The sequence below is a fragment of the Wenzhouxiangella sp. AB-CW3 genome (assembly GCF_014725735.1).
In the GTDB taxonomy this organism is placed as follows: domain Bacteria; phylum Pseudomonadota; class Gammaproteobacteria; order Xanthomonadales; family Wenzhouxiangellaceae; genus Wenzhouxiangella.
Map to the genome: position 1 here is coordinate 3818320 of NZ_CP061368.1, position 26378 is coordinate 3844697.

General features: G+C 59.4%; 27 protein-coding genes. 7 read left to right on the forward strand and 20 right to left on the reverse strand.

Annotation, left to right across the window (positions count from 1 at the left end):
• Window positions 1-112 precede the first annotated feature (112 nt).
• Entirely contained in the window at window positions 113-1639 is a 1527-nt protein-coding gene (istA, locus tag IC757_RS16500; RefSeq protein WP_190975361.1) for an IS21 family transposase, read from the forward strand.
• Entirely contained in the window at window positions 1626-2366 is a 741-nt protein-coding gene (gene istB / locus IC757_RS16505) for an IS21-like element helper ATPase IstB (RefSeq protein WP_190974355.1), read from the forward strand. Before istA ends, istB begins: the two co-directional genes overlap by 14 nt.
• On the opposite strand, the gene IC757_RS16510 is transcribed toward istB, so the two are convergent.
• Window positions 2363-2974: a reverse transcriptase domain-containing protein gene (locus tag IC757_RS16510; RefSeq protein WP_190975362.1), complete on the reverse strand. Its 612-nt coding sequence runs from the start codon at window positions 2972-2974 to the stop codon at window positions 2363-2365. The two genes, istB and IC757_RS16510, sit on opposite strands and share 4 nt — an antisense overlap.
• A gap of 474 nt (window positions 2975-3448) precedes the next feature.
• Between IC757_RS16510 and dcm the strand changes: the two genes are divergently transcribed.
• Entirely contained in the window at window positions 3449-4660 is a 1212-nt protein-coding gene (dcm, locus tag IC757_RS16515) for a DNA (cytosine-5-)-methyltransferase (protein WP_190975363.1), read from the forward strand.
• On the opposite strand, the gene IC757_RS16520 is transcribed toward dcm, so the two are convergent.
• From IC757_RS16520 to IC757_RS16540, 5 genes are all read right to left on the reverse strand, one after another.
• Entirely contained in the window at window positions 4646-5809 is a 1164-nt protein-coding gene (locus tag IC757_RS16520; protein WP_190975364.1) for an HNH endonuclease signature motif containing protein, read from the reverse strand. The genes dcm and IC757_RS16520 overlap by 15 nt on opposite strands.
• Entirely contained in the window at window positions 5806-6417 is a 612-nt protein-coding gene (locus tag IC757_RS16525; RefSeq protein WP_190975365.1) for a hypothetical protein, read from the reverse strand. Before IC757_RS16525 ends, IC757_RS16520 begins: the two co-directional genes overlap by 4 nt.
• Before the next feature lie 118 nt (window positions 6418-6535).
• Window positions 6536-7018 carry a hypothetical protein gene (locus IC757_RS16530; RefSeq protein WP_190975366.1) on the reverse strand — a complete coding sequence of 161 codons (483 nt, stop codon included), beginning with the start codon at window positions 7016-7018 and terminating at the stop codon, window positions 6536-6538.
• 199 nt (window positions 7019-7217) lie between these two features.
• Window positions 7218-7769 carry a GNAT family N-acetyltransferase gene (locus tag IC757_RS16535; RefSeq protein ID WP_190975367.1) on the reverse strand — a complete coding sequence of 184 codons (552 nt, stop codon included), beginning with the start codon at window positions 7767-7769 and terminating at the stop codon, window positions 7218-7220.
• A gap of 3 nt (window positions 7770-7772) precedes the next feature.
• The gene (locus IC757_RS16540) at window positions 7773-8354 is read right to left on the reverse strand and encodes a hypothetical protein (RefSeq protein WP_223846176.1); all 582 of its coding nucleotides are present in this window, start codon (window positions 8352-8354) and stop codon (window positions 7773-7775) included.
• Between the two features lie 270 nt (window positions 8355-8624).
• On the opposite strand from IC757_RS16540, the gene IC757_RS16545 reads away from it, so the two are divergent.
• Window positions 8625-9602: an integron integrase gene (locus IC757_RS16545; RefSeq protein ID WP_190975368.1), complete on the forward strand. Its 978-nt coding sequence runs from the start codon at window positions 8625-8627 to the stop codon at window positions 9600-9602.
• A 59-nt stretch (window positions 9603-9661) separates the two neighbouring features.
• On the opposite strand, the gene hemL is transcribed toward IC757_RS16545, so the two are convergent.
• Complete coding sequence (gene hemL / locus IC757_RS16550) at window positions 9662-10960, reverse strand: glutamate-1-semialdehyde 2,1-aminomutase (protein ID WP_190975369.1); 1299 nt, start codon at window positions 10958-10960, stop codon at window positions 9662-9664.
• Window positions 10957-11580: a thiamine phosphate synthase gene (thiE, locus tag IC757_RS16555; protein ID WP_190975370.1), complete on the reverse strand. Its 624-nt coding sequence runs from the start codon at window positions 11578-11580 to the stop codon at window positions 10957-10959. The genes hemL and thiE overlap by 4 nt, the downstream gene beginning before the upstream one ends.
• Before the next feature lie 73 nt (window positions 11581-11653).
• On the opposite strand from thiE, the gene IC757_RS16560 reads away from it, so the two are divergent.
• On the forward strand, window positions 11654-11806 hold the full coding sequence (locus IC757_RS16560; protein ID WP_190977079.1) for a rubredoxin: 153 nt from the start codon (window positions 11654-11656) through the stop codon (window positions 11804-11806).
• A 22-nt stretch (window positions 11807-11828) separates the two neighbouring features.
• On the opposite strand, the gene IC757_RS16565 is transcribed toward IC757_RS16560, so the two are convergent.
• From IC757_RS16565 to IC757_RS16575, 3 genes are all read right to left on the reverse strand, one after another.
• Window positions 11829-12566 (reverse strand): metallophosphoesterase, encoded by a 738-nt coding sequence (locus IC757_RS16565; RefSeq protein WP_190975371.1) that lies wholly within the window; start codon window positions 12564-12566, stop codon window positions 11829-11831.
• A 54-nt stretch (window positions 12567-12620) separates the two neighbouring features.
• The gene (locus IC757_RS16570) at window positions 12621-13076 is read right to left on the reverse strand and encodes a DUF192 domain-containing protein (RefSeq protein WP_190975372.1); all 456 of its coding nucleotides are present in this window, start codon (window positions 13074-13076) and stop codon (window positions 12621-12623) included.
• A gap of 225 nt (window positions 13077-13301) precedes the next feature.
• Complete coding sequence (locus IC757_RS16575) at window positions 13302-15305, reverse strand: ATP-dependent helicase (protein WP_190975373.1); 2004 nt, start codon at window positions 15303-15305, stop codon at window positions 13302-13304.
• Between the two features lie 72 nt (window positions 15306-15377).
• Here IC757_RS16575 and IC757_RS16580 point away from each other — a divergent pair, with 72 nt between their 5' ends.
• Window positions 15378-15887, forward strand: coding sequence for a hypothetical protein (locus tag IC757_RS16580; protein WP_223846177.1), 510 nt, complete (start codon window positions 15378-15380; stop codon window positions 15885-15887).
• A gap of 301 nt (window positions 15888-16188) precedes the next feature.
• Here IC757_RS16580 and IC757_RS16585 read toward each other — a convergent pair whose 3' ends face one another.
• Window positions 16189-17124, reverse strand: coding sequence for a LysR substrate-binding domain-containing protein (locus tag IC757_RS16585; protein ID WP_190975375.1), 936 nt, complete (start codon window positions 17122-17124; stop codon window positions 16189-16191).
• 100 nt (window positions 17125-17224) lie between these two features.
• On the opposite strand from IC757_RS16585, the gene IC757_RS16590 reads away from it, so the two are divergent.
• Window positions 17225-18250: a DMT family transporter gene (locus IC757_RS16590; protein WP_190975376.1), complete on the forward strand. Its 1026-nt coding sequence runs from the start codon at window positions 17225-17227 to the stop codon at window positions 18248-18250.
• Here IC757_RS16590 and IC757_RS16595 read toward each other — a convergent pair.
• The 8 genes from IC757_RS16595 to rpmH form a co-directional block, all read right to left on the reverse strand.
• On the reverse strand, window positions 18168-19154 hold the full coding sequence (locus tag IC757_RS16595) for a glutathione S-transferase family protein (RefSeq protein ID WP_190975377.1): 987 nt from the start codon (window positions 19152-19154) through the stop codon (window positions 18168-18170). The two genes, IC757_RS16590 and IC757_RS16595, sit on opposite strands and share 83 nt — an antisense overlap.
• Before the next feature lie 37 nt (window positions 19155-19191).
• Window positions 19192-20076, reverse strand: a complete 885-nt coding sequence (locus IC757_RS16600; RefSeq protein WP_190975378.1) for a fructosamine kinase family protein — start codon at window positions 20074-20076, stop codon at window positions 19192-19194.
• A gap of 17 nt (window positions 20077-20093) precedes the next feature.
• Window positions 20094-20525 (reverse strand): CBS domain-containing protein, encoded by a 432-nt coding sequence (locus IC757_RS16605; RefSeq protein WP_190975379.1) that lies wholly within the window; start codon window positions 20523-20525, stop codon window positions 20094-20096.
• Between the two features lie 81 nt (window positions 20526-20606).
• Complete coding sequence (gene mnmE / locus IC757_RS16610) at window positions 20607-21947, reverse strand: tRNA uridine-5-carboxymethylaminomethyl(34) synthesis GTPase MnmE (RefSeq protein WP_190975380.1); 1341 nt, start codon at window positions 21945-21947, stop codon at window positions 20607-20609.
• 114 nt (window positions 21948-22061) lie between these two features.
• Complete coding sequence (locus IC757_RS16615; RefSeq protein WP_190975381.1) at window positions 22062-23681, reverse strand: ATP-binding cassette domain-containing protein; 1620 nt, start codon at window positions 23679-23681, stop codon at window positions 22062-22064.
• 216 nt (window positions 23682-23897) lie between these two features.
• A complete protein-coding gene (gene yidC / locus IC757_RS16620; RefSeq protein ID WP_190975382.1) occupies window positions 23898-25625 on the reverse strand; it encodes a membrane protein insertase YidC in 1728 nt (575 codons plus the stop codon).
• On the reverse strand, window positions 25622-25969 hold the full coding sequence (rnpA, locus tag IC757_RS16625; RefSeq protein WP_190975383.1) for a ribonuclease P protein component: 348 nt from the start codon (window positions 25967-25969) through the stop codon (window positions 25622-25624). The genes yidC and rnpA overlap by 4 nt, the downstream gene beginning before the upstream one ends.
• Window positions 25970-25977: 8 nt before the next feature.
• Window positions 25978-26124 (reverse strand): 50S ribosomal protein L34, encoded by a 147-nt coding sequence (rpmH, locus tag IC757_RS16630; protein WP_190975384.1) that lies wholly within the window; start codon window positions 26122-26124, stop codon window positions 25978-25980.
• Between the last annotated feature and the right edge of the window lie 254 nt (window positions 26125-26378).

A 26378-nucleotide genomic window follows, 5' to 3' on the forward strand; every position in this document is an offset into this window, starting at 1 on the left:
GACCCACTATTGGCCAACAATTTTGACCCACCCCGGGTGGCTTTGGCCACAAAACACTGTAGCGTCCCGTGCCAGACAAATAAGCCGGGACAGATCATTGAAGGAGTGGGTTGTGATTCACAAAATCAAAGCATTACACGATCAGGGGCGGGGCCTATCGGTCCGGGCGATCAGCCGGGAACTGGGCATTGCCCGTAACACGGTTCGCAAGTACCTGAGACTGAACGAGATGGCGATCAGCCAAGCCCAGGAGGATCCCTCGCGTAGCAAGCGTCTGGACGAGTATCGAGATTTCCTCATCCATCAGCTCAAGACGTATCCCCGGCTGAGCGCCATCAAGCTGGCTCGGCGACTTCGTGAGAAAGTGGGCGAGTTGCCAGCCTCTGAGCGTAGCCTGCGCCGCTACGTGCGAGCGCTCAAGGAGCAAATCGCCAACGGCCAGACTCGTTATTACGAGCCGGTGGTTGACGCCGTACCCGGCGTTCAGTGCCAGGTTGACCCCGGCGAGCTGCGCGGAGTGATGATCGCAGGGGTGGAGCGGGTGGTCTACTTCGTGGTCTTCGTTCTGGCCTGTTCACGGCTGATGTACGTGGGGGTGCGATTCCAGCCTCTGGACACCGAGGCGTTCATCCAGCTTCACGACGAAGCCTTCCGCTACTTTGGTGGTGTGCCTGAGGAGTGTGTATACGATCAGACCAAGCTCGTGGTGATCCACGAGCGGTACCGAGAGCTGACGCTCAATCAACGCTTTCACCAGTACGCCACGACTGCCGGCTACCGGATCCATGCCTGCGAGGGCTATGATCCCGAGAGCAAGGGCAAGGTGGAGGCCGGGGTCAAGTACGTCAAGCAGGACGCCCTTTACGGGGAGTGCTTCGAGAGCGAGACGGCGCTGTGCCAGCACCTGCAAGGCTGGTTGGAGGCCGTGGCCAATGTTCGCAAGCACGGCGCCACCGGTCGCCAGCCGCGGGCCCACTTCGAGGCCGACGAGCGCGCACACCTGCGTCCCTACATTGTGGCGCAAAGCCTGCTTCAGGCTCGCCCTGACCACGAGACCCGCCGGGCCGACAAAACCGGGCTGATCTCGTGGAAAGCCAACCAGTACTCAGTGCCCCTGCGCTGGCAGCGGGCCCAGGTGGGTGTCTGTGAACAGGAGGGTCACCTGCATATCCACGACCTGGAGAGCGGCGAGCGCATTGCTGGGCATGTTCTGTGTCTGGAGAAAGGCCGCACGATCAAGAACAACCACCACTACCGGGATCCGGCCCAGCGCATCGCGGATCTGGAAGCGGCCATCTGCCAACAGCTGCCCGACGGTCAGGGCGAGACGCTGTGCCACCTGCTCAAGGTGACCTCGCCGAGGATCTACAAGGACCAACTGGCAGGCCTGCGTGATCTGCTCAACCGGCATGGACCCGTCGACGCCGAACTGCTGCAGACACTGACTCAGCAGCCCCGGTTGACCGCCAGCACCGTGCAACGCTACCTGGAGGCGTGGCAGCAAGCTCGAGACCGCGGGCGAGCCCCCGATACCAACACAACGCCTGATCCTGAGGACCGAATGCCTGTCTCGGCCCTGCAAGCCTATGCTCAGGTTGGCCGCTCCAGTGGCCAGGAGGTGACCCATGAGTCGGCTTGAACAGACCCAGTCCCAGTACCGCAGCCTGCGCCTGAGCGCCACCGCCGGGCACCTGGGTGAGCTGCTGGCCCAAGCCGAAGCCAACGAGCTGTCCTATCTGGAGTTTGCCCGGCAGATCGCCGAGCACGAGCTGGCCGAGCGCACCCGCCGCCGCATCGATCGGCACCTGAAACAGGCACAGCTGCCGGCGCACAAGCCGCTAGAAGCGTTCGACTACCGCCACCAGACCACCATCACCAAGCGTCAGGTCAGCGCCCTGCTGGACTTCGGCTTCATCGATGAGCGCCAAAACCTGGTGTTCATCGGTCCGCCCGGGGTGGGCAAAACGCACTTGGCCATCGGCATTGCTCTGAAGGCCATTGAAGCCGGCTACAAGGTGCTGTTCCGCACGGCACTGGCGCTGGTCGAAGACCTGGAGCTGGCCGAGATGAAAGGTGAACTGAAAAAACGGCTGAGACAGTTGGGTAAGTACGATGTGCTGGTGATCGATGAGCTGGGCTACCTGCCCATGACCCGGCAAGCCCGCTACAACCTGTTCCAGCTGATCAATAGCCTGTATGAGTACCGCTCAATCATCCTGACCACCAACAAGGACTTCAGCAACTGGGGAGCCTTCTTCCACGATGACGCCGTGGCGGTACCGATCATTGACCGCGTCATCCACCACTCACACATCTTCATGCTGGGAGGAGAGAGCTATCGCTTGAAACAGAAAACCACGAGCTAGACGACACACGGTGGGTCAAAATAAATGGCCAAAAGTGGGTCAAAATAGATGGCCATTGACAGGTTGACCCGGTCGAAGAACGCCGCCAGGTCCAGGTCTACCGTCCACTGGCCGCCCGCCCGAATGTCGGCTTGCAGGCGCTTGAGAGCCTGGTGCGCCGACTTGCCCGGCCGGAAGCCATAGCTGCGGGGATGGAAGTGGGGGTCCCATTGCGCCGATACCACCTGCGCAACGGCTTGCTGGATGAAGCGGTCCAGAACCGTCGGGATCCCCAGCAGGCGTTCCCGTCCGTCGGCCTTGGGGATACGGACCCGCCGGACCGGTTGCGGGCGATACTGCCCCGCTTCCAGTTGATCGCGGATCGCAGGCCAGTTCTGGCGAAGGAAGTCCGGTAGTGCATCAACGCTCATCCCGTCAATGCCCGGCGCGCCCTTGTTCTGGCGTACTTGCTTGACTGCCCGCTGCAGGTTGCTGCGTTCCAGCACCTTCTCCCACAGCGAGACAGTGGATGTCGAGGCCAGATCGGTCCTTTCCCCAGTCACCGATTCCTCCCGTGCTCCAGGCACGGCCGACTCGCGTCGATTCTCTGAGGCGGTCCGGTCACTCATACTCGGTCGATCATCCTCGTTCATCGTTCGGGCCTTCAGTGACGCCAATCACCTACTATGCCCTCGGCTGACTTCTCCCAGGCGGTCAGCGCCAATTGCTCAGCGCTCAGCTTCGCAAAGCGAAGCACCGGGGAGACCTCCCGGGGTAAGACACGAAACTGTCACGGCGTAGACGCTGGATTTATAAAACGCAGACCGATTGCAGATGGAGGGCTTCATGGTCACGTGCCCACTGGCCCCGTCTACGTCACACCTCATATCCAGTTCCTGTTCGTCGCCCCGCCGCTTTGGATTGGGCTTCCTCCAGACCCCACCTCACGATGACGCCCTTGCCCTTCTCCTAACCTTCGGCTCTGCGAATACCTGGTAAGAGGACTTACACCTCTCTAGTCTCGTGCCATGCCCGGCACACACGTCTGAGCTAAGCGGCGCGGCTTTAGCCGCGTCCGGTGGAGGCCGAAGGCCGGAACGAACTTGAGCGACTTGTTATGTGCCAGTCTTTCGGATATGATACGGCTCGATACGGATCGCTACCTAGAACATGACTTCATGAGACTAACAAAAGCGGCGCAAGAAATCGGGGTTTCGCCCATCACACTGAAACGCTGGTTACTCAGCGGGAAAGTCGAGGATGTTGCACGCGACAAAAACAACTGGCGACATTTCCGAGAAGAAGACATCTATCGCATCAAAGCCTACCACTTAAGTGGCACTAGCGAAGCGCTTGAGATTCGCGAGCCTGGACCATTTGACCACAAAGTGGCCTCCTTTTTTTCCGGCATCGGAGGGTTCGAGATTGGCTTTGAAAAAGCCGGGTTTACTACTTCTATGCAGTGCGAAATTGAACCTTTTTGCCGTGAAATTTTGACGAAACACTGGCCAGATACCCCTAAATTTGAGGACATCCGTGAATTAAATGGAAACGATATACCAACTTCAACTGTTTGGGTCGGAGGCTTCCCATGCCAAGACTTATCACTTGCTCGAATGGGCAAACGAGCAGGACTTAAAGGAAGTCGGTCTGGACTCTTTCATGAGTTTGCTCGATTGGTTGGAGAAAGTAAGCCCCGAATTCTTGTTATCGAAAACGTTGCAGGCCTCCTTAGCTCCCACAAAGGAGAAGATTTCGCAGTCCTGCTCAGCACGTTGGCCGAACTCGGGTATGCTGTTGGGTGGCGTACTTTTAACAGCAAAAACTTCGGAGTCCCCCAGTCGCGTCAAAGAGTCTACATTGTCGGATGTTATCGAGACGGGTGCGGTCCATCAGAAATACTTTTTGAGCCCCAACGCAGCCCGAGGGATTCTGCGAAGGGCGGACAGAATGGGAAGAAACCTAAAACCGCATTTCAGGAAGTCATTGGAGATCCTTGCGGCGACGGACCAGTAATTCAGTCAATTGCCTATTGCCTTTACGCTACATCTGCTCGGCACACTGGCACGGATTGGAGCCGCAACTATGTATGTTACCCGAAGATTGGAATGGTACGCCGGCTGGTTCCCTCAGAGTGCGAAGGTGTGATGGCCTTTCCTCGAGGATGGACCATCCCGCCAAGCCATAGACTTGAAGGCGACGACCTCGATTCAGCCCGATACCACGCACTCGGAAATGCCGTTACTCCCCCGGTTGCTGAGTGGCTGGCATATAGAATTAGGAACTATCTAGAGGGGAAATCAGCCTGGCAGTGAGTCGTTATATTGCTCGAGGTATGAAGGATCAGGCCAAAGGTGCCGGTCTAATGGGAAACGACTCTCCGGCAGGGCACCTACCAAGCCTTTAAAGCCATCAAGACGAATTAGTCCTTCCTTTTCAGCTTCTAACGCTCGGCTACCTAGCGATAGCATGTACTCTTGGGTCGATTTTATGAAATCAAGACGAAGAACTCCTTGATCAAAAGCCCAATGGCAGAGCTTGTTTAAGCAAAGGCCGTTGTTCACTGAATTTAAGTCGAATTGCGCCCAAGGCAGAATATGCGCTGAGTCAACCCCTGGGCTTGAAACATAGTCTGACTTGGGTAAAAAATCTCCAGTGAACAAACAGGTATTGCGATAGGCCTCCTTCACGTGTGCACTAAACTTCCTTCCTTCAGGACCACGACTTGCTTGTAAGCGCCATTCACGAATTCTTTTCTCAATTGCTGTAGCCGGTGGAGTAGGATCATGGTCGTACACATCATGCAGCGATGCCGCGTGTATTCCAGCCCAGTATGTAAATTGATCTAGGAGACTCAAATCCCTAAGGGCTTCGCGCAATGGGTCACCATTCTCATACTTTCCTCGAATTCTAGAAGCTGTTGCTTTAATTTTTGCAAGATCTCCAGCTTTGACAGCTTCCGAGTGTTGACGCAAATATTGACTCAGATCGTCTCCTCGCCCACTGGCACTCGACCAAACATCCAAAATGATTCGGAGTCTTTCCAAAACATCTAGCCTTGCCAAATTGGCTGACGAGTTTGAAATCATCACGTTCGTTGGCTGAATCGTGACATTGCCATCCCGAATGCTAACAACATCAAACTGAACCGATGATATAGAGTAATTATCATCCGTAAGCTGGACCTTTCCACCAGGAGTTTTTGAAAGTTCACGTTTTGGTTTCGGCAACAATAGAACATCGGCCAAGACCAGATAGATATGGCGCAAACCAACATCATCTCCTAGACGAATTCTTGGCTTACCGTCGCGTCGACGAACAAAATTTCCTGTGGAAATAACAATGTTTGGGAAAATTTGAATTGCGATTTCATTGTCAATGACATCTGAAACTGAGATGGCACCGTGCGAGCCTGCGAGCTCGTACTCACCTCTACCTCCACTTGTTCTAAGTGCTATTCTCATGTCGTCATTGGATCACAATTCGGCACCTGGCACATAACGTCTATGCTAAGCGGCGCGGCCACAGAGCTAGCCCGGCTTTGCCGGCCCGAAAGTTGCCCCGCGTCCGCTTGAGCATTTTGTTGGGTGTAAGTGCAATCAGGCGTGAAGTTTTTTCTATATGCGCTCTTATCGATCTTCTCAAGTAAATAGCGAATTTGATTAAGGTGCATTGAGTAGGCCGCGAGATTGAACTTGGCGAAGAAGAATGGAACGGTAAAAATGGGGGTAATGGCTATCATGTTTGGGATACCCGGAGCAAGGCTTAGTGCTGTAAGCAGGGCTAAAGCGGCGATTGCGCCATTAAATAAATGACTGCGACTCTCATTGTTCAGAATAAGCAGGTCGCAGTGCTCTATCCAATATCTCGGATTTGACTCAACGCCTTGGCCTTTATGTAAGGACTCATTGAGTACGTGAATTAGTTCTTGGTGCCGCTTGATCTCTAGATGTCTGATTCGTCCAAATTTAGTTGAAGGGCCCCACAAACACCGCCAAAAGAATGAGATATTAAACCTCTTCATTGATTGGTGCGCTTCCTGCGTCTCGATTGCTTTCTGAATCAGGTCCATTACTGGCAACTCCTTACTCATTACACCCAACGTTTGGGTTAACCGGCGCCGCCACTGAGTTCGCCCGGCTTCGCCGCCGTGAAGCTTACCGGCGTCCGGTTGAACCCTTGGTTATGTTTCATTTGCGAGACTTGGCCATAGCTAGGTACTCGGCCCCCTTAGCGAGTTCTTCAGCTCTGGATAGGCCCCGCAAATCAGGAGAAAACATCTCTGCAACCTCCTTAAATTGTATGGACTCAGGGTCATCCTTGAGCAAGTGGGAATTCTTTCCAATAAACCAGTACTTCAAAACTCGCATCTCCGGTGTTAGATCATTGCCTAGTGTTGCATATAGCTCAGTGACAAAATGCAATATCGCGTCATTTGTTTTTTCGTCGATATTCTCTTTGACTGCGTCGGGATCGCGATCAGCATGCTTGAGAAAGTTTGAAAAAGACTGAAGCCCTCCCCAGAATCTGCGCTCTTCGCCTGGCCTTATTAGAGACCTCGTGTCCATTAAAAATGAATTGTCTCCTTGGTGTTCGGCTAAGTCCCGAAGGATCCTAAAGCTTGCCATCGCGAGTGTATGAATTGAAACCGGGTCTTCTCCAGAAAAAAGCATGCGAACCGCCGTATCCGCTTGGCGCTGTGCCGCTTCTGTTTTCGTAACTCGAATCTTCATAATGTCGGGTTGTGAAACATAACGTTTGGGTTAACCGGCGCCGCCACTGCGCTTGCCCGGCATTGCCGGCCCGGAGCTTACCGGCGTCCGGTTGAACCCTTTGTTGGGCGGCTTGTGCCGGTGACCGACTGACGCGCTTCTAACCATGACCATCCCCGGCAAATAGCCGTTTTTTCATCACCGAGACTGGAAAGCCAAAATAGTCCGCACGCTCAATGAGCTTCCAGCCTTTGCGAGTATAGAATTCCTCCTGACTCTCTGTGAAGAGATAGAGCGTTTCTACGCAAAGAGAGATTGCCACCTCCTCAGCATATGAAATAAGCATGGAAGCAATGCCGCTTCTCCTACACTCCGGCTTGACATAGACAGCAGCGAGCCAAGGCGACAACTCTGGCCGGTTTTTCATATCATTATCTACTAATGCCACTGATCCAATAAGAAATGAACCGTCAACGGCAACAAAGACAGTCGGGATCTCGGACCTTCCCGACGCTTCGGTCAGCCGAGTCGTTCTTGTAGCCAGGTCAACATGCGGTGAAAGGTGCCCCCATTCACTGTGATGAAGCCTGGACAGTTCTTCAACGTGATGAATTTGATCAGCAAGGTTGATGATGTTGACTGTCATGACGCCCAACGCCTTGGCTTTGCGGCGCGCCGAAGCGCTAGCGTAGGCGCGTCCGACAACAGCCATTTGTTACACATACGCTGAGTCAGTGCGCGCATTAATAATCTCAATCTGCGGATCAAGTTTCTCTACAAGCTCAGTAATAAATCCTTTATCCTGGGTACTCATCCGGCTACCACAGATGATCTTGTGCACCGAGACATCCACGAAATGTTTCCCCTTAGTAAAAACCCTCTCCTCTTCTTCGTACTGCCAAACATCAAGCTTATGGCTAAGAACGTCAATTGCAGATCCGTTGTGGAAATTATCTAGCCCAACCCTATGAAGACCATCGTACTCTATCGCACGCACTTCATATTTCGCGCGGTCAATTTCTATACCAACAACGACGCCCCTGTGTCCCTCGGAGTAATGTGACCACATCAGCTCATTATTCGGATCCCGCGATAAGGCGCAGATACGCAGCTTCTCCTTCTCGCCTTTCAGGAGCCTTCGCATATCTTCATCAAGTGACCCTCCACTTTGGCTATAGAGGTATTTTCCTTCCATTGGGTCGTTAAGGTCGAAGTACGGCGCCGCGTATAGGCGACTTTTCAGAATTATGTCTGTAAAAAAACGGAAGTCCTTTATTCCTCTGTACTTGTATAGCAACCTCAAAAGCCTCCTGAGTATGTGTAACAGTTAGTAGATGGCGTATCGCGGTGTTTTAACACGGCGATGGGGCTTCTATCCAGTTTCAATGACTTCGGGCGGTTTCTTGTTCGGGAGCTGCAAATGCCCTTGACTCCTGATTATTGCAGGTTGCTTCTGGCGTAGCGCCCTGAGCTTTTTGTAGGGGATAGGCTGCGGGATCATTTTCCTGGGGTTGCACGACCTCTCAAGACCTCGTAATGTATATAAAAATACAGTTTGGGGATCACAATGCGCGTTCGAAGCAACGGAAGTCGGTTTCTTGACCGTGTTCGGGAGGCGATTCGAGTTCGCCACTACAGTATTCGTACTGAACAGGCTTATGTGGCCTGGACGAGGCGTTTCATTCTTTTTCACAACAAGCGCCATCCGGAAACGATGGGTGAGGCAGAGGTCAGGTCCTTTCTGACCCACCTTGCAGTCAGGAGGAATGTGGCGGTCAATACTCAGAATCAGGCACTTAATGCTCTGGTTTTCCTGTATCGGCATGTGCTGGAGCGCCCGTTGGAGCAACTGGGGGATGTGGTTAGGCCCAAAAGGCCCGCCAAGCTTCCAGTGGTGCTTACGGTTGAGGAAGTTCGTCGGGTGCTTTTGCGGTTGCGCGGCGAGAAGTGGTTGGTTGCCTGCCTGCAGTATGGTTCCGGTTTGCGCTTGCTGGAAAGTCTCCGGATTCGCGTCAAGGATCTGGATTTTGATCGTCGGGCCATTTTCGTGCGTGACGGCAAAGGCGGCAAGGATCGTGTTGTGACCCTGGCCGACGAGCTCATCGAGCCGCTCAAGAGCCACTTGGGGCCGCGAAAATCGCTGTTCGAGCGGGATTTGTCGGCGGGCCATGGCTCTGTATTCCTTCCAAACGCCTTGGCGCGCAAGTACCCGAACGCTGCCCAGTCGTGGGGCTGGCAGTATGTTTTCGTGTCTGGCTCCTTGAGTCGTGACCCGCGAAGCGGTGAAATGCGACGTCACCATCTCAACGCATCCATCGTTCAGCGGGCGGTTGCCGGAGCGATACGGGAGGCGGGGGTTTCCAAGCCAGCCAGTTGCCATTCGCTGCGCCATTCGTTTGCCACTCACCTGCTGGAACGCGGTGCGGACATTCGAACCGTGCAAGAGCAATTGGGGCACAGCGATATTCGAACGACCCAGATCTACACCCACGTCTTGCAGCGCGGAGGGCGGGCTGTGCTGAGTCCTTTGGGTTCGGTTCTTTAATGGGATTTCGGCAGACACGCTACCGCCGAAGCCGTGCACAAACGTCAACCGCCCTGTTCTTAGGTTACATCATCTGCGGCCATTTTCTCCAGTGCGTGGCGGGCCCGGTTGACGGTTTCTCGGATGTCGGTTTCCGTGTGGGCGCTGGATACGAAGCCGGCTTCGAAGGCCGAGGGTGCGAAATACACGCCTTCGGCGAGCATGCGGGTGAAGAAGGTCTTGAACTGCTCGATGTTGCAGGCCGCGGCCTGCTCGAAGTCGCTGACCTTGCTCTCGGCCGTGAAGAAATAGCCGAACATGCCGCCCACGGCCACGGTGGTCATGGGGATGCCGGCTGAAGCGGCGGCTTGCTTGAGGCCGTCGGCCAGGTGCCGGGTGTGGCTGGCCAGGTGGTCGTAAAAATCCGGCGCTCGCAGCAGTTCCAGGTTGGCGATGCCGGCGGCCATGGCCACGGGGTTGCCCGACAGGGTGCCGGCCTGGTAGACCGGGCCTTCGGGTGCGACCAGTTTCATGTATTCGTGCTTGCCGCCGAAGGCGCCGACGGGCATGCCGGCACCGATGACCTTGCCGAAGGTGGTCAGGTCCGGGGTGACGTCGAACAGGCCCTGGGCGCCGGTGGGGCCGACCCGAAAACCGGTCATGACTTCGTCGAAGATCAGGACTGCGCCATACTCGTCGCAGATCTGGCGCAGGCCTTGCAGAAAGCCCGGTTCGGGCAACACGCAATTCATATTGCCGGCAATGGGCTCGACGATGATGCAGGCGATGTCGTCGGGGTGTTGTTCGAACAGTTCGCGGACGCTGTCGAGGTCGTTGAAGCGGGCGTTGAGGGTGAGCTCGGCCAGCGCTTCGGGCACGCCGGGCGAGGTGGGCACGCCCAGGGTCTGGGCGCCGCTGCCGGCCTTGACCAGGAAGGAATCGCCGTGGCCGTGATAGTTGCCCTCGAACTTGAGGATGCGATCGCGTTGGGTGGCCGCGCGCGCCACACGGATGGCGCTCATGGTCGCTTCGGTACCGGAGTTGACCATGCGCACACGCTCCAGTGACGGGATCAGCTCACATAGCATCTCGGCCATGGTGACCTCGCCGGGAGCGGGCGCGCCGAAACTCAGGCCGTTGGCGGCGGCCTTCTGTACGGCTTCGACGATGTAGGGGTGGGCGTGGCCGCAGATCATCGGGCCCCAGGAACCGACATAGTCGATGTAGCGCTGCCCGTCGACATCGAACAGGTAGGCGCCGTCGGCCCGGTCGAAGAACACGGGTTCGCCACCCACGGCGGCAAAAGCACGCACCGGCGAATTGACGCCACCGGGGATGCGGGCACGGGCACGTTCGAACAGATCGTGAGATTGGCTCATGATGAAAACAGCTCCTGGAATTGTCGGGCGCGTTGTTCGATGTTGTCGGCGTCAAACAGGTCGGTGATCACGGCCAGCAGGTCGGCGCCGGCGTCGATGACGGTCGGGGCGTTATCCAGAGTGATGCCCCCGATGGCGGTTACCGGCAGGCCCAGGTCACGGGCGGCAGTGATCACGTCGGGCGGACAGTTTACGGCATCGGGCTTGGTCGGTGAGGCAAACACGCTGCCGAAGGCCAGGTAGTCGGGTTCGGCGGCCAGCATCTCGCGGGCGCGATCAAGATCGTTGTAGCAGCTCACGCCGATGATGGCGTCTGGGCCCAGCGCTTCGCGGGCGCGTTCCGGGCGGGCGTCGTCTCGGCCCAGGTGCACACCATGGGCATCGAGTATGGCGGCCAGTTCGATATCGTCGTTAATGATCAGGGCCGCCCCATTGCGGCGGCAGAGTTTGAGGAGTTCGCGCGCAACGTCCGGATCCGGACGGGGCTTGGCCCGGTACTGCAGCAGACGCACACCGCCGGCAAGTGCCGCTTCGGCATCCGGCAGCAACTGCGCCGGGGCGCGGTTGGCCGGGGTGACGGCATACAGTCCGCGCTTGAGAAAATCTCGTTTGTCGTTCATTTAGAATACGGGCCGAATATTTTGAATCAGGGAATCTTAACCCGTGAGCGAAGAGCAACCTTACAAGCAGTGGATGTGCATTGTCTGTGGCCTGATCTACGACGAAGAGGAAGGATGGCCTGACGATGGCATACCGCCGGGCACGCGCTGGGAAGATGTGCCCGAGGACTGGGTCTGCCCGGATTGCGGCGCCGGCAAGGAAGACTTCGAAATGGTGGAGATGTAGTTTCCTTTCCACCGCCCCGTGATCAGGCGCGGCGGGTACCTGATTCCCAGCGCCCGTCGGGCCAAAGCCGAAACCAGCGCAGGCCCGGACCGGCCTGATCGAGCTTGAAGCGCGGTGTATCCCGTTCACTGTTGGCCACGGTGGAAGGCGCCGACAAACAGGCGATGCCATTGTGGCTGCCTTCGTAGACCTGGTGAACGTGACCGAAGGCGACGGCCCGGACTGTGCGGCTGTCGAGCCGTTGCCACAGGCGATGGTTCTCGATCAGCGGGTACTTGTCGATCCACGGCGAATTCACGGCAACGGGCTGGTGGTGCACGAACACCAGGGCCGGCCGGTCGGGCTGGAGTTCGTCCAGCGGGGCCAGGCGGGCGTCGTTGAGTTCGCCTTCGGGCCGGTCATGCCAGGCAGAATCCAGCAACACCACCTGCCAGCCGCCGAACTGGCAGACGGGCCCGGCGATGAAACCGGGCCGGTCCAGCGCCTCTTCCATCACCGCCCGCTCATCGTGATTGCCCGGCAACCAGGCCACCGGCCGGGCCCAGGTCTCAACCTGGTCGGCGACGTGTCGATACGACTCGGCCGACCCGTCTTCGGAAACATCGCCGCTGAGCACAATGGCGTCGGGCTTGAGTTCCTGCACCAGCGCTTCGAGCGTGCGCAGCTCGCGCAGCGGGTTGCAGCCGCGATAATCGGTTTCGGGGTCGGCGGAAACGTGGCAGTCAGTCAACTGCACCAGCATGAAAGATTGATCACTCATTTTTTCATTGTGCCAGACAGGGCCGGTCGGGCTTGAGGCACCGATTCCGGCAATTCACTCCAGGTGGGGCACATTGCCGGCACTCAACTGATCGCCACGTTGCAGTTCCAGCGACCGCGCGAATCCGGCATTGACTTCCAGCACGTACATGGCCGGGCCTTCGCTGGGATAGCTGGGGCAACGACCGCTTCGGGTACGGCAGGGGCGCGCGTTGTGAACAATGGAAACCACACGCAAGTCGCGGTCGAGGTAGATGATGTCGAGCGGTATGCGGGTGTTGCGCATCCAGAAACTGCGCGGCGCTTCCTGCCGGAAGATGAATAACATGCCGCGATTGTCGGCCAGCTCGTCACGAAACATCAGCCCCCGCGCCCGGCTTTCATCATCATCGGCAATCTCGACATAAAACCGCTTGCCCTTGACCTCCACCCAGGGTTCGTTGGCATGGCAGGCGACCAGTGCGGCGACGGTGATGGTGGCGACCAGGAGCTTGAGGATGATCGGACGCATGGGGGGATTGTATGTCGGTTGGACGGGAGGCGGAAGACGGAAGATGGGAGATGGGAGATGGGAGAATAATAGGTTGTCCGTCATCCCGGAATCGCCGCAGGCGATATCCGGGATCTCGCACGTGGAGGGATCTGCATGGCATACAGCTCCTGATTCAACCGCCGTGCTCGCATGACCGTGCGAGGCCCCGGCTCTTCGGCCGGGGCGACTTTTGCTTGCCTTCTTTCAGCCCTCCAGCATTGCCTTCAGCGCCGCAATCTGATCCTTCGCATCCTCGGCACTTGGCTTTTCACTGGCCCGTCGGGCCGGCCAGCGGGTGTGTTCTTCGGGCAGCTCGTCGAGGAAGCGGCTGGGGGTGGTTTCGACCTGTTCTCCGCCGCGACGGCGCTTGTTGACATAGCTGATGGCCAGCTTGCGTTCGGCGCGGGTGATGCCGACATACATCAGGCGGCGTTCTTCCTCGATCTGGCCATCGTCGATGGAACGGGTGTGCGGCAGCAGACCTTCCTCGCAACCGGGCAGCCATACGCGCGAGAACTCCAGCCCTTTGGCCGCGTGCAGGGTCATCATGCGGACCAGATCGGCGCCGTCGTGGCGGTCGTCGTCGGGGCCGGCGGCCAGGGAGACGCGCGCGATCAGTTCCTCGCCGGAGCTCACGCTGTCGGCCAGCCGCCCGATCCAGCCGATCAGGTCGTCCATGCTCTTGCGGCGGCGCTCGCGCTTGCGCGGGTCGACTTCGGATTCGCAGATGAAATCGAAATAGCCGATGTGTTCGGTCAGTTCGCGGAACAATTCGCCCAGTTCGTTCATTTCTCCGCGCTCGAAGCGGTCGTTGAATTCGATCAGCAGGTTGGTGAACGATCGCAGGCCGCGTTGTGCCGGGGTGGGCAATTCGGCCTGGAAGCGGGCATCGGCGGCCGCTTCGAGCAGGCTGGCATGAATGGCATCGGCGTAGGTGGTCAGGCGCGACATCGCGCCGGAACCCAGTCCGCGCCGGGGCACGTTGGCCACGCGCATGAAAGCCGGGTTGTCTTCGGGGTTGATCAACAGCCGCAGGTAGGCGAGCAGATCGCGGATCTCGCGCGCGTCGAACCAGCTCGGGCCACCGGAGACCACGTAGGGAATGCCGTATTCGCGCAATTGCTGCTCGATGGCGCGGGCCTGGTAGTTGGATCGATACAGCACGGCACAATCGCCAAAGCGCTGGCGGTTGCCGTGGACTTCGGACAGAATGCCGCGGGCAATGCCTTCGGCCTCGTCGGCTTCGTCGACGTATTCGACGATCTCGATGGGATCGCCGGGTCCGTGTTGGCTCCACAGCTTCTTTTCGAAATCGTGCGGGTTGCAGGCAATGACCGCGTTGGCCGCCGACAGGATGCGGCCGGTGGAGCGGTAGTTCTGCTCGAGCTTGATGACGGTGAGGTTGGGCCAGTCGGTCTTCAGGCTGGCGAGGTTTTCCGGCCGCGCGCCGCGCCAGCCGTAGATCGACTGGTCGTCGTCGCCCACGGCGGTGAACGCACCGGTGCTCTCGGTCAACTGGCTGAGCAGGCGGTACTGCGCCTCGCTGGTGTCCTGGTATTCATCGACCAGCAGGTACTGCAAGCGCCGACGCCAGCGAGTGCGGATTTCGGGGTCCTCGAGCAGGCGCGCGGGGATGGTGATCAGATCGTCGAAATCAACCGCGTTGAGGGCCACCAGGCGTTCGCTGTAACCGGCATAGATCTCGGCGGCACGGGCGTCATTCTCGTCATCGGCCAGGGCCAGTGCGCGATCGGGCGGAATGCCGGCATCCTTGTAGCGGCCGATGCCGGCCTGTACTGCCCACACCATGTCGTTGGGTGCGCCCGAGGGCAATAGTTCGCGAACCAGGTCGCCGCCGGTATGCTGGTCGAGAATGCTCATGCCCTTTCTGCGCCCGGCGGCTTCCGGCTCGGACTTGAGGATCTGCCAGCCCAGCGAGTGGAATGTGGAGATGGTCAGCCCCTCGACCGCCTTGCGACCCAGGCGCTTGCCGATACGACTGCGCATCTCGCGCGCGGCCTTGTTGGTGAAGGTAATCGCGGCGATGTGCCGCGCCGGAAAATGATCGCGATCGATCAACCAGGCGATCTTTTCGGTGATCACGCGTGTCTTGCCCGAGCCGGCACCGGCCAGCACCAGCAGCGGCGAATCGATATGCACGACCGCGGCGCGTTGCTGGGGGTTGAGGGTGTCGAGTGGCCGGGTCATGGGGTGCGAGATTGTAGCCGATGACACCCGGGGAATGACAGCACGATATACTTTGTCCCCATGCGATATCTCATGCTTGTCTTCTCCATCGTTCTGTTTGCACCGGTCTCGGCCGAAGTCGATGATCTCGTGGCCGAACGTATCGACCTGTTTCAGCGCCAGTCGGTGATCATCGATCATGAGCGCCTGGTCGGCAATGTCCGTGCCCAGGCACGGCGCGAAGGCGTGATTGTGCGGGTGCCCCAGTTGTTCATCTACCTCTATGACCATTCCGGTTCCTGGCATCTCGACGGTTTTCGGCGGGGCTTCGAGCGCGAACTCAACCTCACGGTGAAGCGGGAGCGCCGCGCCCGTACCATGGTGCGTCTCGACCGCCTGCTCGGGAATGTCACCGATCCGGCCGGAGACGACATCGAGATCGCCGACCTGCCCGCGGGCGACGTCTTCATCCTGCTCTACCGACGCCAGGGCTGTGATGAATGCGAGCGGGTGGAGCAGGCCGTGGGGCAATGGCTAAGCGAAGCGACTGACCTGTCACCGGTGTGGATTGACGTGTGGATGGACCGCCGGCCGGAAGGCTGATCCGTGCTGAAGCCAAGCCGGGTTTGACAAGCCGGTCGGCCACGGTTCAGCATGGAACAATACTTCCGATCTCTGCCCGGAGCCCGAACATGCGTCGCATCATTTCTCTTCTGCTCATTGCCCGCCTGGTACAACGGTTGTTCAATGGTGGCCGGCGCTCGCCTCGTCGACGCCATCATCCATTGCCAGGCAATCAGGGCGCTCGGCCCACCGAGCCACCACAGGGCCGGAGCCAGTCACAGTCTGCGCGGCCGCCCGAAGACGGGCCGGGCCGGAACCAGTAACCTCGGCGCGTCGTCGATCACCAGCCTGAACGCGCGGCCTGTTCCTCCAACCATGCGGCCAGTGCCCGAATAGCAGCTTCGTTGCGACGGCTGGTCTTGTAAGCCAGGTGGAACTCATCGCCGGTGGCCATGGGAGGCACGGGCAGACGCACCAGGTCGGGATCGGCGGCGGTATCGATCATGTAATCGTTGGCCAGCGCAATGCCCTGATCGTGTCGGGCTGCTTCGTGGGCCAGCAGCATGTGACTGAAGTGATGCAGTCTGGCATCTGTCGGCAGTTCGGCACCGGCGGCGGCAAACCAGCGGCGCCAATCTTCCCCCGGCCGGTCGAACAGGCTGGCCGCCGATAGCAGGCGATACCGGAGCAGCCATCCCGGATCCAGCGAACGCGGCTCGTCATCGGCCAGCAGTTTCTCTTCTCTCAGGCGCTTCTGCATCTGCTGCCAGTAAGGCCGCGAGCAGATCGCGAACAACTGCTCGACGTAGAGACGCTGCGACTGATAACCGCGCTGACGGTATCGCACCGTCAGAAAGCAATCGGCAATGCGATCGGACATATGCGGCATGTCCGAAAGCATCTCCAGGTCGATCTCGATTCCCGGGTGCTGGCGCTGGAACTGGGGCAGCCGTGGAATCAGCCAGCACACCGCCAGCGAACTGGGGACGGCCAGGCGCAGGCGTTCATCGCTGCTGCCGCGAAGTCTGACCGCGGCTCGTTCGATCTGCGCCAGCGCCGGTGCCACCGCTTCCAGGAATTGTTCGCCGGCTTCGGTCAGCGACAGCTTGCGCCCGGCGCGCACGAACAACTCCTCGCCCAGGCTGTCTTCCAGGGCGCGGATCTGGTGGCTGATGGCGCTCTGGGTCAGGTTCATTTCGCCGGCGGCGAGCGAAAAGCTGTTGAGCCGGGCAACGGCCTCGAAGGCGGGAAGGGTCTTCAGTGGGGGCAGGCTCACTATGAATATGCTTCATATCGAGTGAATATTCATCATTTTACATCATGGTTCGGCTACACCAGAATCATGGCTCCGATTCCTGCCAGCCCTGGAGCAGAGCATGTCCGGCAAGACCATCAACAGCGCCATCGGTCTCCTGGTGATCGGCAATCTGCTGGCCATTATTTCCGATGTGATCATCAAGTGGGTCAGCGGTGATGTGGCACTGTTTCAGTTCATTGCCCTGCGCCTGGTGGTGACGCTGGCCATGCTGCTGCCGTTTATCGGAATGATCGATCGCAGCCGTTTTTTCGAAGGCACGCGAATTCACCTGGTGCGTGCCCATATCGGCCTGGCGGGCATTGTCTGTATGGTCATCGCCCTGGGCGCGCTGCCCCTGGCGACGGCCAATGCCATCTTTTATGCCGCACCCGTACTGGTCATGCTGTTCGGGGTGCTGCTGTTTGGCGAAAAGCTGCGCCGGTCCAGTCTGTTGACGGTGATCAGCGGCCTGATCGGTGTGCTGGTCATCCTGCGGCCCAGCGAGCTGAACTGGGCCGGTCTGGCCGCGCTGGGTCTGGCCGTGGCGCTGGCCATCAACGCGGTACTGGTTCGAAAGCTGCCGCGCAAACAACCGGTTGTACACAGCCTGTTGCTGAACTACCTGCTGGCAATGCCGGCGGCCGTCACGCTGGCCGTGATCGAGGGGGCGCCGCTGGACTTCTCCGCGCTCAGCGCCGCCTTTGGCTCGGCGCTGTTCATCCTGGGCTACAACATGACGGTCATATTGGCCTATCGCCACGTGGACGCCAGCCGGGTGACGGCCAGTGAATACACCGGACTGGTGTGGGCGTTCATCCTGGGCTGGCTGGTGTTTGCCGAAGTACCGGATGCCTGGTTCTGGATGGGCGCGACGCTGATTGTCGGTCCGCTGCTCATTCAGGCGCTGCGTCAGCAGCGCCCCGGAGTACGTCGGCGTCTGCCGGTGGCGGTGGGCGGATCACGCCGCGCCACCGATTATCCGGCCGGGCAGACGCTGGACAGCCACGATGATGACCTGCCGACTAGTCGGCGGGCAGGCGCGCGCGATCGTGCTTGCGATGAAAATCCAGCGCCGGACCCATCGGCACGATGTAGTGCGGATTGATGGTGTCATGGCTGCCGTAATAGTGCAGCTTGATGGCATGCACATCGACGGTTTCCGACACCCCGGGCATCTGGTAGAGCTCGAGCAGGTAGTTCGAGAGGTTGTGATAGTCGGCAATGCGGCGGATGTTGCACTTGAAGTGACCCACGTATACGGCGTCGAAGCGAACCAGCGTGGTGAACAGTCGCCAGTCGGCCTCGGTCAGGCGCGATCCGCACAGGTAGCGGTTCTCGTCGAGTCGCTGTTCAAGTTGATCGAGGGTTTCGAACAACGGCACGACTGCCTCGTCGTAGGCTTCCTGCGTGGTGGCGAAACCTGACTTGTAAACGCCGTTGTTGACGTTGTCATAGACCAGCTCATTGACCGCATCGATTTCCTCGCGCAGGTCTTCGGGATAGAAATCCCCGTCCCTTGCACCGACTCCGTCGAAGGCCGAGTTAAGCATGCGAATGATGTCGGCCGATTCGTTGGACACGATGGTGTTTTCCTGCTTGTCCCAGATCACCGGCACCGTCACCCGGCCGGAGTAGTCGGGATTGGCCGCGGTGTAGACCTGGTGCATGAACTCGGCATCGTGAATCGGGTCGCGTCGCACCCGGTAGCCATCGCGAAACGTCCAGCCGTGTTCGCGCATGATGGGATTGACGATGGACAGGCTGATCATGTCTTCCAGCCCCTTGAGCTTGCGGAAGATCAGGGTGCGGTGCGCCCAGGGACAAGCCAGGGCAACATAGAGGTGGTAGCGACCGGCTTCGGCCTTGAACCCGCCCTTGCCGTCGGGGCCCGGGGATCCGTCGGCGGTAATCCAGTTGCGAAAGGCCGCGGCCGAGCGCTCGAAACGCCCGCCGGTGGAGTCGGTGTCGTACCACTTGTCGTGCCATTGCCCATCAATGAGCAGTCCCATGCTGGTCTCCTTCGTTTGCAGGCGGCCAATGGTAACGTCAGGACGCGCCGCTCACAATGCGCTGGCAAAGCCGGCGGGCCGAAGCCGGATAGCCACCGCCGAAGAGATTGGCATGGTTGAGCACGTGGTAAAGCGTGTAGAAATTGGCGCGAGATTCATGCCCCGGATGCAACGGCCAGGCCGATTCGTAGGCCTCGTAGAATGCATCTGAAAAACCATTGAACAGGCGGGTCATGGCGAGATCGGTTTCACGGTCGGCATAGTGGACGGCCGGGTCAAAAACCACGGGCCGCCGGCCACCGATGGCCGAGGCGTTGCCTTGCCACAGGTCACCGTGAACCAGCGCCGGCAGCGGATGATGATCGGCATGGTCCCTGTGCCAGGCCTCGAAGACTTGCTCCTTGAGCTGTGGCCAGTCGCCGCCGTGCTCGGCCTTTGTCAGTCGATCGAACTGAAAACCCAGGCGATGTTCGAGAAAAAAGCTCGTCCAGTCGGCTGTTTTCGGGTTGTGCTGCGGCGTCAGTCCAATGTAGTTATTGCGATGCCAGCCGAAGTGGTCGGCACTGTTGCGGTGCAGGGCGGCCAGTTCGCGGCCAAGGCGTTCGTCGGCTTCGGGTGTGCGCGGGTCCAGTTCAAGGTATTCCAGTGCCAGCCAGGCGGTTTCATCTTCGACGCCCCGGCGAATCACCCCGGGCACTCGCACCGTGCCGGTGCGGGTCAGGGCCTTGAGGCCATCGGCTTCGGCCGACAGCAGGGCGCCCTGCTGGATGGGCAACGTCTTGACGAACACCCACAGGTCGGCGGCTCGCAGCACATGCGCCTGGGCAATATCGCCACCGCGCAGGGGCGTGATTTCCAGGCCGTGCTCATCCAGCCCCATTTCACGGGCAATGGCGGCGGCATGTTCGATACTGAGACTCATTGCATCGGTCCAGGATGTCAGTAACCGCTGACGTATCGTTCGAGCTGCTCGATCAGCTTCTGCTGATCGCCGATGACCGCATCCACCAGGTCACCTATGGAGACCACCCCGAGCAGCTTGTCTCCCTCGACCACGGGCAGGTGGCGGATGCGCTTGCGCGTCATCAGCGCCAGTCCTTCCTCGGCCATGGCCTGGGGCTGAATGGTAATGACCGGAGTCGAACAGATTTCCTCGACCCGGGTTTCGCGCGAGGAGCGGCCTTCGAGCACGATCTTGCGCGCATAATCGCGCTCGGAGATCACGCCGTGAAGCTGGCCGTTGCGCATGACAAGCAGCGCACCGATGCTTTTTCGAGCCATCATGGTGACGGCATCGTAAACGGTGGAGTTCGGAGCAATCGACCAGATGTTGTCCCCCTTTTTTTCGAGAATCTGGCGGACGGTTCGCATACCTGCTCCTTAGGGTTTTACTGATTGATGTATCCCGAGTATAGGGCAGGCCATGCCAAATTGGCAGGGGCGGAAGTCTGACTATTTGCCGATGCAGAAGCTCGAAAAGATGGCCCCGAGCAGTTCGTCGGAGCTGATGTGACCGGTAATGTCGCCCAGGGCCGAGGCCGCCATCTTCAGTTCCTCGGCCAGCAGTTCGCCCGATCCGCTGGCCCGAATTTCGGCCTCACCGGCCTCGACGTGGGCCAGTGCAAGATTCAGCGCGTCAACATGGCGCTGGCGAGCGGAGAATTCACCACCGCTGGCATCGGCATTCACGCCCAGTGATTCAAGCACCCGCGATTCCAGGCGATCCAGGCCCTCGCCGGTCAGGGCCGAGACCCGAAGCGTGTCCGTGCCTTCGGGTGGCTGCCGGGTTTCCTGCCCGATCAGGTCGAGCTTGTTCTCGACCCGGATCATGGGCACAGCGGATGCCAGGTCGGGCATGGCGGGCGTGGTGGGATCACTGGCATCAACCACATGGAGGATCAGATCCGCCGACTGCATTTCACGGCGCGCCCGCCGCACGCCTTCGATTTCGACTTGGTCGTCGGTATCGCGCAAGCCGGCGGTATCCGATAGCACCACCGGCATGCCCGCCAGGGTGATGGTTTCGCGCAGCACATCCCGCGTGGTGCCGGGGATATCGGTGACAATGGCGGCATCGCGTGCGGCCAGCGCATTGAGGAGGCTGGATTTACCAGCATTGGGTGGGCCGATGATGGCGATGCGCACGCCATCGGTCAGCAGACGTCCGGTTCCGGCGCGGTCGATCAGGGCGCTCAATTGGTCCTTCAACGCAGTGGTGCGCTCTGCCACCTGGCCGTCGGCCAGAAAATCGACATCTTCATCGGGAAAATCCAGCGCCGCTTCCACCCACACGCGAAGTGCCACCAGGGCGTCATGCAGATCATCAACAGCTTTGGAAAATTCGCCTTCCAGGCTGCGATGAGCCGCGCGGGCTGCCTTTTGACTGGCCGCGGAAATCAGGTCGGCCACGGCTTCGGCCTGCGCCAAATCCATGCGATCGTTGAGAAAAGCGCGCTGGCTGAATTCGCCGGGACCCGCCCGGCGGGCTCCGGCCGCAACCGCGGCAGTCACGACCCATTCCAACACAACCGGCGAACCATGCCCCTGGATTTCGACCACATCTTCACCGGTAAACGATCGCGGGCCGGCAAACCGGATCAGCAGGCCGCTGTCGATGACCTCGCCGCTGTCATCACGAAACTGACGCAGGGCGGCTGTTCGAATCTCCGGCAGTGTTCCGGTCAGCTGTTCGGCAATCGTGAATGCCTCCGGACCGGACAGACGCACCACGCCGACACCGCCTCTCCCTGGTGGTGTGGCAATGGCAACGATGGTGTCGGACGATGGGGTCATGACAGGCGATTGTGCCATGTCTGGCCAAGTCGGTTTGAAAGGGCGCTTTGGTGTAAGGCCGGGCTTACTACTGAGGTCCATGATCAGCAGGACATTCAGCGTATCCGTGCCCGGTCAATGGCTGAGTGGTCGCAGACACCAACCTTGTTCGGTGGCCAGCAGGTGATCGGTCAGATCAAGCTGGTTGAGAAAGCGGTCGTCATGCGAGACCACCATCATCAGGCCCTGATAGCCAGACAACATGTGTTCCAGTGCCTGAACGGAAGGCAGGTCAAGATGATTGTCGGGTTCATCAAGCAGCAGCAAGGGTGGTGGGGGCTCGGCGTAAAGGACACAGGCAAGCGCAGCCTTGAGCTGTTCGCCACCGCTTAGGCGGCAGAACGGCAGGTTGATTCTGGCGGCATCCAGCCCCAGGTGCGCCAGACGCATGCATAGGTCGCTGCGGGCCGCCTGTTGATTGTTGGCTCTCAGTTGTTCAAGCACGGACTCATGCGGGTTCATGTTGTCAAAACGCTGGTCGAGAAAAGCATGGGTCGAGGGAAGCTGGCACTGACCGGCCAGAGGAGCAATCCGCCCGGCAAGCATGCGCAGCAATGTGGATTTGCCACAGCCATTGGGCCCCAGCACACCAATGCGTTGACGGCCCGAAAGGGTCATGCTGATTCGGCTGGTGGGTTCGGTCAGATAGGGCAGCACCACGTCATCGAGGTGAACCACCCGGCGCCTGACAGGTGCGGTCACTGGAAGGGAGTGCAGGGAGATTCTGTCTTCGTTGTCCACCTGACCGGCGGCCTTTTTTACTGCTTCATCGAGTTGCTCCCGACGAGCATTCTGCGTGCGGCTTAGCGAACCGGCGGTCGCTTCGCTGCGGTTTTTCTGACCATCCAGCAGAATGCGCGCCTGATTGGCCGTCTTGGCATCGCGCTGGCCGCTGGCCAGTTTTCTTTGCTGGCGTTCATGTTGCTGTTGCATGTTACGCCGGGCTTGCTGTCGCTGATGTTTGCGTTGATCGAGAAGCTGCTGGGCGCGGGAGCGTTCCTGCGCCTTGCTTTGGGCGTAGAAGTCGTAGTTGCCGCCGTAGCGAGTCAGTCCCCGGGGAGAGAGTTCCAGGATATGGTCCATGGCATTGAGCAACTGACGGTCATGACTGATGACCATCAGTCCCTTTGGCCAGCGCCTGAGCTGCTCGATCAGATGTCGTCGATTGTCGCGATCCAGATGATTGCTGGGTTCGTCAAGAATCAGGTAGTCCGCGCCGGACAGCTGGCTGCCGATCAGGGCAAGACGCATGCACTGTCCGCCACTGAGGCGGCTGATCAGAGATCTTGAATCGAGATGGCCCAGGTCGCTTTCTTCAAGCGCATGATGCAGGCGCTGGCGGATATCCCAATGTTCGTCCAGGGCATCGAAATCGCTGGCCGCCGTGCTGCCCGATTCAATGCGCTCAAGCGCGTCGAGCAAGTGGCGCAAGCCCGTCAGGTCGGCCACCGTTGCATCCGGCGGAAAGGTGACCTGCTGAGCGAGATAATGCACCGTTCCGCTTCGCAGGGAATGACCGGACGTCGGTTGGATCTGTCCGGCCAGAATTCTGGCCAGCAGTGTCTTGCCCACACCATTGCGGCCGACCAATCCGGCGGTGCCGATACCAAAGTGTTCGGTCAACCCGGAAAACAGCATCCGGCCGTTGGGCAGGACGTAAGAGACATCTTTGAGGGCGAGGCTGGCGTCGTTCATGCGCAATTCCATAAATAGAGATGTCGCGATCCCGGCCCCTTGAGGAGGGGCTGCGATACAGTCCGGCCGTCAAAACGGCGACGACATCAAGTGCGCATTGGACGAGAACCTCTTTCGGAAGTGGAAATACGTTGAATAGTTTACAGGCGACCCAGGCCACGTGGATAGGCCACGTGGCCATTTCTGGCCGGGTCGGCGGTGGCCGACCTCAAGCGGCTATCGCTTCTTGGCGGCTTCTTCCAGGTCCAGCCGACGCAGAATGTACCACTGCTGGGCCAGCGAGACACCGGCGTTGGTCGCCCAGTACAGCACGAGTCCGGCCGGGAACAGGGCGAACAGGAAGGCAAACACCACGGGCAGCGACATCATGATCTTTCGCTGCATTGGGTCCATGCCACCGGTGGGCATGAGTCGCTGCGTGACGATCATGAAGATGCCGTTGAGAATCGGCAGGATGAAGTATGGATCCGGTCGACTCAGATCGGGCACCCACAGGAACGAGGTCTGCCTGAGTTCGACCGATTCAAGCAGCACCCAGTACAGCGAGATGAAGATTGGTATCTGCACCAGGATGGGCAGACAGCCACCCAGCGGGTTGACCTTTTCTTTCTTGTATATCTCCATCATGGCCTGACCGAACTTCTGGCGGTCATCGCCATAACGCTCCTTGAGCTGCTGGATTCTCGGCTGCAGTTTCCGCAGCTTGCCCATGGATCGGAACTGGGCTTCGGTAAGCTTGTAGAACAGCAGCTTGATCAGCAGGGTCAGCACGACAATGGACCAGCCCCAGTGCTGAATGACCATGTGAATCTTGTCGAGCACCCAGAACAGCGGCTGCGAAAGAATTCGGAACCAGCGATAGTCGACGGTCAGGCGCAGGCCAGGAGCCACCTCGTCGAGGCGGTTCTGAAGTTTTGGTCCAGCATACAAGCGCGCGTTGAAACGATAACTGTCACCGTCGGGCACGCTGACCTGCGGCGAAGTGGCGGCCAGGATGAAGCGCGGCAGTCGTTCACTGGTGACATGCCGGGTCGTGTAGCGATGACGCTGGTCGGCCGGCGGAATCCAGGCGGCGACGAAGTAGTGCTGGATCATCGCGGCCCAGCCCTGATCGAAAGTGCCTTCGAACGGTCTCGACTCAATGTCGTTCCAGCTGATTTTCTTCAGGGCATCGTCGGGGTTGTAGACCGCCGCGCCGTTGTAGCTGAAACGTTCGGGATTGGTGAAGGCAAAGCCGGCATCGGAGAAGTCTGGTCGGGTGCGCTGTAACTGGACGTAGCGCGCACCGCGCCAGGTTTCGCCACTGTGGTTGATGATCTCGATATCGAGATCGACCACGTAGTCGCCCCGGTGGAAGATCCAAGTGGCCACCACTTCCAGTCCGCTGTTGTCCTGCCAGGTCAGGGGTACCTCGAGCCTGTCCTCCCCTTCGGCCAGTTCGTAGTAGTCACGCTCGAACTCCCAGCGACTGCGGTGATTGGGCGCGGGATGCTGACCACTGAGCAGGCCGGCCTGGGCAACATAGATTTCCGGCAGTTCTTCGACCAGCAGGGTAAACGGCTCGTTGGGCTGATCGACACTGACCGGGTATTGCTTCAGGCGCAGATCGACCAGGGTGCCGCCGTTGGCATCGAGGTCGACCGAGAGGACATCGGTGCTGATTTCGATCCGCCGGCTGGCGCGGATCTCGGCCTGCCGGGGCCGTTCCGGGTCGTCGGTTTCGGTCGTGTCTTCAAAATCGGGGACATCCGGCAGATCCGGGGCATCGGTCGTTTCCAGCGCGTCCGGAACATCGGTCGGTGCCCTTCGTGGCGGCTCGTCGGTTTCGGCAGGCCGGGTATCATCGGCGGGCTGGCGCGGCGGCGCGTAGTCGCTCTGCCATTCCATGTAGATCAGGAACCCGAGCAGGGCGAGGATGAGAATGAAAAATGTTCTTGTATTCATGGGTCGACGCTGAACCGCTGCCACAACTGATCGAGTGCATCACGCAGTTCGGGCGGTGTCAGCCCGGCGGCGGCTGGACGCGCCACCACTACGTAATCCATGGTCTTCAGTTGCGTTCGCTGATGACGAAAGCTTTCCCTGATCTGGCGGCGAATGCGATTACGCACCACCGCCCTGTTCGAGACCCGGCGCGACACGGCCATGCCCAGTCGGGCGAATTCGGCCGGCGCGTAGTGGATCGTGAAAAACCGGTTGCTCCGAGCCTTCCGGGTCGCGAAGACCCGGGAAAACTGGGGCCCGGTCAGCAACCGCGCCTGGCGCGGCAGACCCTGCCGGCCGGGCATCCGGTCGCTTACCGGCCGGCGGTGGAGGCCAGGCGCTTGCGACCCTTGGCACGGCGTGCGTTGATCACGGCGCGACCAGAACGCGTGGCCATGCGGGCCCGGAAACCGTGGCGACGCAGGCGCTTGATTCGACTTGGCTGAAAAGTACGTTTCATGATTGATTCCGTCAGTGCTTGAAGACGAGTAAGATGGGTCGGCGACCGGAGCTGTCCGTGGATGCGGAAAAGCTCGCGCGGCGAAACCCTAACAAAAGGCGTCAAGAATAGCGTGATATGCGCTATTCTGTCAATCAATCCGAGCTTCTCAAATGCCGTTCGCGCCGCTGCTGGATCATGCGGGCGCGGCGGGCCGGCAATTGGCCGGATGACGGGGTGATTTTAGTGCGCAACACGACTAGACTTGAGGGCTT